Genomic DNA, 9561 nt, shown 5'->3' with positions numbered 1-9561 from the left:
CTCCAGCCTTCAGGCCGGGGAGGATGTCAAGGTATTCTGTAGAGCACGCCAAGGCTGGCTCTTGCTACGGCCCCTAGATGTTGCCTTGTGTAACAGCAAGGGCATAATCTTTTGTCCTGCCTAGAGGTCTGCTGTACAACGAAGAGCGAGATACAGCTTTTCTCGACGTTGTGGGAGGTCTGTGGAGTTATCTGTGGAGTTAATAGAATCCCGGCCCCCTACACGTCTGTACTGGCTTCGGGAGGCGTCGTCGGAAAAAGCTGTGAACCCCATTGCTAGCAACAGCCGGTTAGTTCCACTTTTGGGAATCGTCATGGAAAGTCGTGGTTACAAAAAGTCCTCACAGAAGAGCTTTGAGTTGATGCGGCATTTCGCAGAAACCTACGCCAAGCGCTCCGAGACCTTTTTCTGCTCGGATCCATCAATTACGACGGCGGTGATCGAAGGCTTGGCTCTGCACAAAGAGCAATTGGGCGCCCCGCTGTGTCCCTGTCGTTTTTATGAAGACAAAGAGGCAGAAGCAAAAGCAGGCTATTGGAATTGCCCCTGTGTACCCATGCGGGAGCGAAAGGAATGTCACTGTATGCTGTTCTTAACGCCGGATAACCCCTTTGCCGGCAAGAGCCAAACCCTAGAGGAGGTGCCCCTGGAATACCAAACTACCAAATGACAGCGCCCGGCAGGGACAAAGGCAGGCTTTGGAAGGGTGACAGGGCTCGGTATAATCGAAAAGCCGTTGGGCAATGGTTATTTGCACGAGGAGGAAACGCTTTTATGACTCCCTCACTTGCTAACTTCCTCTGGAGCTTGGTGGCTGGTGCAGTTGTGCTGGGGGCTCTCTTTGGCGCCATCATCTTTGTCAGCCAAAGGGATAAAGTGCGTCGTCGCTGAGATCCCCGCTCGTTGGCACTTGCCCGCCAATGCTTCCCTTTTCCCTGTACTGCTATCGCTGGGTGGGGAGAGACTGGGGTGGCAAGATGTGGCTGCGGTACGCAATCGCTGGAGGGCTTCGCCCCTGTTGTCGGGGATCCAGCCGGGTTGGGTGACCAACAGATTGAGATCTAAGGTGCTTGAAGCCGTTGTTGCAAACGATCACACCTTATGATCGAAGACTATCCAGCGATACCCCAGGGATCCCTTGCCAGCGTTGACCCACCCCTTGTATTACTGGCGGCAAAAAAACCGCTACTACCACGAGGATCTGGAGCGGCTGCATCGCTTTTTTGTCCCTGCCGGTTTGCGCATCTTGGAGATTGGTTCCGGCACGGGATCCCTGCTCAATGCCTTGCAGCCCAGCTTCGGGGTGGGGATCGACCGGGATGCGGACATTGTTGCCCAAGCTCAGGCAGAGTTTCCCCATCTCCATTTCCGGGTGCAAGATGCCCACACGCTGGACAAAGGGGATCCCGTCTTGGCGGAGCCTTTTGATGTGATCTTGCTCGTCAATACCCTGGGCTACCTGGCCGACATCCAGCAGGTTCTCCAGCAGTTGCGCCGCTTCTGTACCCCACGCACCCGCCTGATCCTCTCCCACCACAACCCGCTCTGGGAGCCGATTCTGGGCTTGGCAACCGCTCTGAAGCAACGGATGCCTCTGCCGGCAGCCAACTGGTTATCGGCAGCCGATGTGGCCAACCTGCTGCACCTGGCGGGATACGAGGTCATTCAGCAGGGCAAGCGGCTGTTGTTGCCGCGGCGGATCCCGTTCCTTTCGACTGTGATCAACCGGGTGATTGCCCCATTGCCCGGGATCAACGCCCTCTGCCTGACAGAGTACACGATCGCTCGCCTGCAGCCCGACCCTGCCTGGGATCCCCCCCCTGAGCAGCAGCCTTCCTGCACCGTGGTGATTCCGGCTCGGAATGAAGCGGGCAACATCCGCCGCTGCGTGGAACATTTGCCCGAGATGGGATCCTGCACCGAGATCATTTTTGTGGAGGGGCATTCCAGCGACGGGACTTGGGCCGAGATCCAGCGGGTACAGGCGGAATACCAAGGGATCCGCAATATCCGGGCTCTGCGGCAGGAGGGCAAGGGCAAGGGGGATGCGGTGCGCAAGGGGCTGGCTGCCGCTACAGGGGATGTGTTGATCATCCTCGATGCCGATTTGACCGTACAGGCAGAGGACCTGCCCAAGTTTTTCCGGGCTGTGGCTTCCGGGCGATGTGATTTTGCCAATGGTTGTCGCCTTATCTATCCCCTGAAACCAGAGGCAATGCCTCGGCTAAACCAATGGGCCAATCGTTTTTTTGCCGCTCTCCTCTCCTACATTCTCGGCATCCGCATCAAAGATTCCCTCTGTGGCACCAAGGCCCTGTGGCGGGAGGATTACCAGCAGATTGCCAAGCTGTGCCAAGAGTGGGGGGATTTCGACCCGTTTGGAGATTTTGACCTGTTGCTGGGATCCGCCAAGCGCACCCTGAAGATCCTGGATATCCCCGTGCGCTATTTCCCCAGAACCTATGGCCGCTCCAACATTCACCATGTGCGAGAGGGGCTGCGGCTGCTGCAGATCTGTGGCTTTGCCCTCAAGCGCTTTAAGGGATACTGAAGTTTGCTCTGACCCAAAGGTGCCGGTCTGTACTTCTGTCGAGGCAGGGCCAGTCTCTGCAAGTACTTCTCCACCGTTGGGATTCCCGCCTAGGCACCCAGGACTCGTTACAATAATTAGTCAATCGGATCACTGTAATGTGTGGATCGGCCCCCATGGGGAGTGCCACGGGAACGAGCAATGGGAGAATCCGTATTGAGCAGGCTGGGCCAATGGATCTCGAATACCCCCCTGCGCTCCCTTGACCAAGCTTATGAGGCTGCCCTGCGCATTAAAGCCATCGAGGATCAATACTTCCAGGGAGGATCCATCGGCAGCAACGGGCAACATGGCCAGAATGTCAGCCGCTACTTTCAAATTCAACTGCGCCGGCAACTGCGCCAGATCGATCTGCGTTTGGCAGAGTTCAGAGCCAGCAGCGCCCTTTCTCGCCTGCCGGATCCCGAGCAAAATGGCAGCGGCCCTACTTCTGCCCAAGATAAAGCTCAACAACTCCATGCCGCTGAGGCCAATGTTTCTGAAAGCAGCAGCGAAAACTCCGAGAATGGTTGCCAAAGACGAGATCTTTCCATTTTGGAGAAACTGCAGTTTATCGATCAGGTGACTTCTCGATACAAACGCCCGACCAGAAAATCCCAGCCCATCTCTGCTTCAATTTCCACTTCACCTGAGCCTCTCGAACGGCCAGAACAACCTACCTCAACCCAACCCAGTTCTTCTAATGTCTCTGTCAAGGCAGGCTCCGGCAATGGCGCTGCCCCGGTCGCTTCCAAAGCTGCGATTCTGCCCCGTTCTATTCTGCGCACAGCCAGCCAAATCCGCCGTGAGCTGAGTTCCCAGGCCGAAGAGGAACTGATCCAGGAGTATCGCGAGGCTCGCACTCGCACACTGGTATCGATTCGTTTTCTGTTGTTGTTGGCCATTTTGCCTCTGCTCACCCAGATCCTCTCGAAAAACTTTCTGTTTGGGCCATTGGTAGATCACTTGCAACAACGGGAGCCTGCCATTGTGGCTCTGAGCCACGAATTTCAAGAAAAAGCCCTGACAGAGTTCGAGTTTTTCAAGGAAAGAATAGAATTTGAGCGAGCTTTGCACCATCAATCTCCAGAGTGGGATCTGGAATCAGAAGAGCAACTGTCCATGAAGGCAGAGGAACTGCTGAAAAAATATAGCCGTAGGAACTCGGAAGGATTGAAGAATATCCTTGCTGATTTGCTTTCGCTGCTGGTGTTTGGCTGGCTTATCTTTGTTGGGCGTGAGGAAATCGAAGTCCTCAAGTCTTTTTTGGATCGTCTGATCTACGGTCTCAGCGATAGTGCCAAGGCTTTCATTATTATTCTCTTTACCGATGTGTTTGTCGGTTATCACTCTCCCCACGGTTGGGAGGTGCTGCTGAGTAATTTGGCTGCTCATTTGGGGGTACCGGAGAACCGCGATTTTATCTACGGCTTTATTGCTACTTTTCCGGTTTTCCTAGATACGCTTTTTAAGTATTGGATCTTTCGCTATCTAAACCGTGTATCGCCGTCTTCGGTGGCCACCTATCGGGCTATGAACGATTAAGGGTTCGCAGTTGCATTTCAAACTGGGTTGAGACGCTTCCCAAGCGCTCCTTGCCGCTGACGTAACCATCCACAACCTCTCTCAGAGGAAGAAAGAAGTTGGGGATCGACCTGACGAATCGTTTGATTGCCATTTGAAGCAACCGTAATTCGAGTTTCCTGAGTTAGCTGGGCGGGCGTAAGGATTGTCGATGGCAGAACCCGCAGACAAACCAACGCTCCAATTCGGCGGCAGGGGTAGGACAGCGGCAGGCGGGGCAAGGGAACAGGTTCTCCTGGGTTTGTTGTTGCTTCACCACTCTGGCCCAGCGCTCGAAAGCCACTTTCGGGTCGGAGGTGGGCTGTTTTGGATTGGGGCCGCGACAGGATCCAGAGCGTTGCTCATTTTGGGGTGCCAGGCGGGGGGTGGCATAAAACTTGCTGGTCAACTCCGCATCAGGGTGGGGGGTGGCTTGGCTGGATCCCTCGTGCCAGGCACCAGGGCTGAAGCGGATATCGCTGAGGGGAGGTTGGATGCGGCTGTTGAGTTTCTTGAGAATGAGCTGACGTTGCAAGGTTAAATTTTGCGCCCAGGCCGGGGTAGAGGTGGCCACTTGCAGCACCTGTCGGCGCACGCTGAGGGGATAGGTTTGGGCGGCTACGGCCTCTCCGACGAGTTCGGGCCAAAGCTGCCGCAGGGTTTGCATTTGCTTCAGTTCAGCCCAACGGGGATGGCTGCCAAAGCTTCCCAGTACCTCATCTAACCGCTGCAACATGGTGTCGATAGGGTGTCAATGGCAGGCAATAGCTTAGGAAACACCATTTTGGTCTTCCGGCGATTGTGCTGCTTCTTTGAGGGCAGAGTGAATGGAGTCGGCATCGGGCAAAGGAGGGGATCCACCGTTTTGACTGAGGGGGGCAAATCCCTCTAGGCTGCGGATGTGAATATCTTGTTGCGGGAAGGGGATGCGGATCCCACGTCGCCGAAACTCAGCCTCGATTAGGAAGTTTAGCTCGCTGATCAAGACAAACTGATCTTGAGGACGGTTGATCCACACCAGCAGCTCAAAGTTAAGTGCAGAAGGGCCAAAGGACTTGAGCCAGACTTGGGGGGCAGGGCTGCTCAACACCCGAGCATTTTCTCTGGCGGCGCTGAGCAGGGCTTCGGTAACCAGGGCGGTATCGGAGCCGTAGGCCACGCCGACCGGAATGTGAATGCGACAGCGGGGATCCCGGTAGCTCCAGTTCACCACCTTTGATTCGGTAAAGCGGGAGTTGGGCACGATCACAAAGATGCGATCCAGGGTGCGCAAGACGGTAGCCCGTGGCCCAATGCGCTCCACCGTGCCGAGCAAGTTGTCCACTTCCACCAGATCCCCTATTTGGATGGGGCGCTCCAGCAAAATGGCAATGTAGCTGATGTAGTTGTTGGAGAGGTTTTGCAAACCAAAACCGATCCCCAAACCCACCGCCCCGGCAATAACCGCTAAGGAGCCCAGATTAAGGCCGCTGAAGGGCAAGACCAGAAGGATGCCGAACAGGGTCAGGATGTACTTGAAGATGGCCGCCGAAGACTCTTGGGTGCCCAGATCCAGCCCCAGGCGTGCCAAAAAGCGCTGCTTGAAGCCAACACTGACGTAGTGGGCGCCGGTGAAAACCAAGATGGAGAGGACGAGGAAGACCAGCAAGCTGGCAATCGAAACGCTGGAGTTGGGCAGAGGCTGGGTGAGAACGCCCAGAGCCGTGGCGACCACACGGCCCAGGCCCAGGTAAAAGGAGCGCTGAAACGGTCGTAGGGCAGGGATGAAGCTGATACCGCGATCCAGCGAGATGCCGGCGATGAGGATTGCCCCCACGCCCCGCAGCAGCATCCCACCCACATCAATCCAGGTGCCCCAGGTCTCTCCGGCCTTAAGCTCCAACCAGCGTTGCAAGCGGGTTAGGCTGCGGTCGAACAGCCGCCAGAGAAAGAACCCCACCACCAGGGTGGCGATCCCTGCCAGGAGGGTCAGAACCAGCACGCGCGGATCCTGGGCCCGCTGCAGAGCCAGCAGGTCTTCGCGGTAATCGGCAATCGCTTGCTCCAACCGCCGCGCCCAACTGTTGGCCACCAGACGCACGTCATTCAGGCTCACCTGACCCGGTGCCACCCTGCGCTCTGCGGCAGCATCGGCATAGGTGACGGTGAACAAATACCGTTGGGTGGCCTCAAAGCGGCCTCTTTCCCCCAGGCGTAAGATGTATTGCCCATTGGCATCCTGGGCTACCCGTACCTCTGGCTCCGGCAACTGGCCTTCTTCGAGAAAGCGCTCGATGATCGCCCGAACGTTGTCGGCCCGCACATCGCTGGGGTAGTCTGCCGTCTGCAGGCGGAACACCGGTATGTTCCCGACCAGCACTTCTGTGCCCTCTTGGCCGGTCAAAGGGATCCCGATTGGGCTGGGGGCTGGGGCAGGGGATCCCTCAGGAGTTGGCGCTTCAGCCGGTGTGGGTCGGGGATCGGCCAGGAAAAAGTTGGGATCCCGAAATTCAAGGGCTTGAGCCAAGGGGATCCCTGAGGAGGCAGAGGCAACGGCAGGGGTGAGCCAGAGACCTATCCCCACCGTCAGCCCAACCCAAAGAGCTGCTCGCTTAAGTGGGACGGAGTCCTGCATGGCCGGTTTGATACGAACGCCCATCGATAATTGGGGATCCCTGAGGGCTGCCCTGTAAGCTCATGGTGGCACAAGCCGACCTCAATTTTGGCCAATCTGAGCAAGGATTTTAGGTGCCCTGAGGGTGGCCTAGAAGGCGTTGACGTAGCTTTTTGATTTTATCTCGCAGCTCGGCGGCTTCCTCAAATTCTAGGTTTTTGGCGGCCTCTTTCATCTTCAGTTCCAGTTGGCCGATCAGCTCCGGAATCTCGGAGAGAGGGATCTCTTGCGCAGCTTGAAAGGCTTTTTCCAAATCTGGGTCGTTAAGTTTGCGGGAGATGGCCAAAAAAGACAAGATGGCATTGCTGTTTTTCTTGACGATGGGCTTGGGCGTGATGTTGTGTTGGCGGTTGTATTGCAATTGAATTTCGCGGCGACGCTGGGTTTCGGCAATGGCCCGGGCCATGCTGCTGGTCATGGTGTCGGCGTACATCACCACCATACCGCGGACATTTCGTGCTGCCCTCCCAATCATCTGAATCAGGGAGCGCTCTGCTCGCAAAAACCCTTCTTTGTCGGCATCCAAAATGGCCACCAAGGAGACTTCCGGCAGGTCTAACCCTTCCCGGAGCAAGTTAACTCCTACCAACACGTCAAAGGCCCCTTCTCGAAAGTCTTGTAGGATTTCAATTCGCTCAATCGAGGTGATCTCGGAATGCAAATAGCGAACTCGGATCCCTCGCTCCTGGAGATATTCTGTGAGATCTTCTGCCATCCGTTTGGTGAGGGTGGTCACGATCACCCGTTCGGCAGATCCCTGCCGAGAGCGTTCCAATCGCAAGTAAATTTCTCCCAGCAAATCGTCCACTTGCCCAGCCGTAGGGCGCACATGCACCTCGGGATCCACCACCCCAGTGGGCCGAATCACCTGTTCGATAACCCGACCGCTGCCCTGCACATAAAACTTCAGGGTCTTGCCATCTTCCACCCGGGTTTCAAATTGGGCCTCGCTCTGCTCCAGTTCCCAGTTGCCGGGGGTAGCCGAAACAAAGATACACTGATGAACCTTGGCCCAAAATTCTTCGGCTTTGAGGGGGCGATTGTCGAGGGCGCTGGGCAGGCGAAAACCGTGATCCACCAGCACCTGCTTGCGGGCACGGTCGCCATTATACATGCCGCGAATTTGGGGCACAGTGACGTGGGATTCATCCACCACCAGCAGCCAATCGTTGGCCTTGAAATAATCCACCAAGCAGGCGGGGGGCTCTCCTGCTTTGCGCCCTGTTAAATGTCTAGAGTAGTTTTCGATCCCATTGCAATAGCCCACCTCCCGCAGCATTTCTAGGTCGTAGCGGGTGCGCTGCTCTAGGCGTTGGGCTTCCAGGAGCTTGCCTTCTTTGCGAAAGAGGGCCAGTTGCTCTTCCAGTTCTTGCTCGATATTGAGGATCGCCCGCTCCAATTGTGCTTCCGGCGTTACAAAGTGCCGAGCAGGATAAACTCTGAGGGCGCTGAGGCTGTTCAAAATCTCGCCTGTAACCGGGTCGATTAAGCGAATGGCCTCGATCTCATCCCCAAAAAATTCGATGCGAATGACCCGATCCTCATACGCCGGCACAATTTCCAGCACATCTCCTTTGAGGCGAAATCGCCCTCGCACCAGCTCTAAATCGTTGCGCTCGTACTGGATGCTGGCCAGAGCCCGCAAGACATCCCGTTGGTTAATCTCCTGGCCGACTTTGAAGGGGATGGAAGCCTTCAGGTACTCCTCTGGCATGCCCAGACCATAGATGCAGCTCACCGAGGCCACCACAATCACATCCCGCCGTTCAAACAAAGAGCGGGTAGCCGAGTGCCGCAGCATATCGATTTCATCGTTGATGGAAGAAGATTTGGCAATGTATGTATCGGTGCTGGGAACATAGGCTTCCGGTTGATAGTAGTCGTAATAGCTGATGAAGTATTCAACGGCATTGTGAGGAAAAAGCTCCCGCAGCTCATTGCACAGTTGTGCTGCCAAAGTCTTATTGTGGGCCATCACCAAGGTGGGCCTGCCGATTTGCTGGATGGTGTGGGCGATGGTAAATGTTTTGCCGGTTCCGGTTGCTCCCAGCAAGGTTTGGAAACGATGGCCTTCTGAAATTGACTTCACCAAACCGGCAATTGCCTTAGGTTGATCTCCGGTGGGTTGATAGGGAGAAACCAGTTGAAACTCTGACATGGGTTTGACTTTCGGATGGGCCTAGATAGCTGCCGGGCTGGTCAAGGCAGGGCTGATCTGCACGTTGGTTTGGAATGGTGGTGCGGATCACAAAGGCTTGTGGGGTGCCTCTAAGCTTGACCGCCTGCTCAGCAGTGGGCTCCAGCTTGCGCACCAGGATGAGCCTCTGTTCCATGGTAAGGTTTTATCATGCATGACTGAGGGCAGCTCTTCTTCCTGGGCCTGTTCATGCCAGTGATGTGAAGCATTAGGGCCTGGGTACACGCGCTAAGTCTCCCTCGGTGAAGAGATGAGATATGGGACGACGGCAACTCTTGCGCGGGATCCTGATTGGGCTTGGTCTTCTGGCCGCCATGGTGGTGTGGGTTGTCGTGTGGCTGCTCACCCGCAGTCCGGTGGCTTTGTTGCTGGCCCACCCGGAGCTGCCGCCAATTGTGGGTTTGGCCCCTCGCTCCGCACAAGCGCTGCTGGTGTTGGCTGTTCCCCTGGACGAGGTGCAAGCGTTTTGGCAAGCGGCAACTCCTGCCCCCCAGCGACGCGCTGCCCGTCAGCAGTGGCAAAAGTTTTTCTCCCCTGAAGGCCCAGGCTGGCTGGGATCCATGCTGGCCGGGGGATCCC

The 9561-nt window shown here is 56.2% G+C and carries 8 protein-coding genes; 5 read left to right on the top strand and 3 right to left on the bottom strand.

What is annotated here, in order from left to right; translation table 11 throughout:
* The first annotated feature begins 313 nt into the window (after positions 1-313).
* The 4 genes from NW815_RS00075 to pxcA all read left to right on the top strand — a co-directional run bounded on the left by NW815_RS00075 (position 314) and on the right by pxcA (position 4114).
* The gene (locus NW815_RS00075) at positions 314-670 is read left to right on the top strand and encodes a ferredoxin-thioredoxin reductase catalytic domain-containing protein (RefSeq protein ID WP_011432451.1); all 357 of its coding nucleotides are present in this window, start codon (positions 314-316) and stop codon (positions 668-670) included.
* Between the two features lie 104 nt (positions 671-774).
* Complete coding sequence (locus NW815_RS00070; RefSeq protein WP_011432450.1) at positions 775-891, top strand: photosystem II reaction center X protein; 117 nt, start codon at positions 775-777, stop codon at positions 889-891.
* Between the two features lie 256 nt (positions 892-1147).
* On the top strand, positions 1148-2551 hold the full coding sequence (locus NW815_RS00065; RefSeq protein ID WP_414388719.1) for a glycosyltransferase: 1404 nt from the start codon (positions 1148-1150) through the stop codon (positions 2549-2551).
* 195 nt (positions 2552-2746) lie between these two features.
* Complete coding sequence (gene pxcA / locus NW815_RS00060) at positions 2747-4114, top strand: proton extrusion protein PcxA (RefSeq protein WP_414388718.1); 1368 nt, start codon at positions 2747-2749, stop codon at positions 4112-4114.
* 163 nt (positions 4115-4277) lie between these two features.
* On the opposite strand, the gene NW815_RS00055 is transcribed toward pxcA, so the two are convergent.
* The 3 genes from NW815_RS00055 to uvrB form a co-directional block, all read right to left on the bottom strand.
* Positions 4278-4868 carry a DUF721 domain-containing protein gene (locus NW815_RS00055; RefSeq protein WP_414388716.1) on the bottom strand — a complete coding sequence of 197 codons (591 nt, stop codon included), beginning with the start codon at positions 4866-4868 and terminating at the stop codon, positions 4278-4280.
* 33 nt (positions 4869-4901) lie between these two features.
* A complete protein-coding gene (locus NW815_RS00050; RefSeq protein WP_414388714.1) occupies positions 4902-6770 on the bottom strand; it encodes a mechanosensitive ion channel family protein in 1869 nt (622 codons plus the stop codon).
* 85 nt (positions 6771-6855) lie between these two features.
* Positions 6856-8943: an excinuclease ABC subunit UvrB gene (uvrB, locus tag NW815_RS00045; protein WP_414388712.1), complete on the bottom strand. Its 2088-nt coding sequence runs from the start codon at positions 8941-8943 to the stop codon at positions 6856-6858.
* Between the two features lie 296 nt (positions 8944-9239).
* Here uvrB and NW815_RS00040 point away from each other — a divergent pair.
* A partial coding sequence (locus tag NW815_RS00040; RefSeq protein ID WP_414415601.1) for a DUF3352 domain-containing protein occupies positions 9240-9561 on the top strand: 322 nt, incomplete at its 3' end.

It is taken from the genome of Synechococcus sp. R6-7 (assembly GCF_047461695.1).
Lineage (GTDB): Bacteria > Cyanobacteriota > Cyanobacteriia > Thermostichales > Thermostichaceae > Thermostichus.
This window is presented reverse-complemented; position numbering and strand designations above follow the sequence as displayed.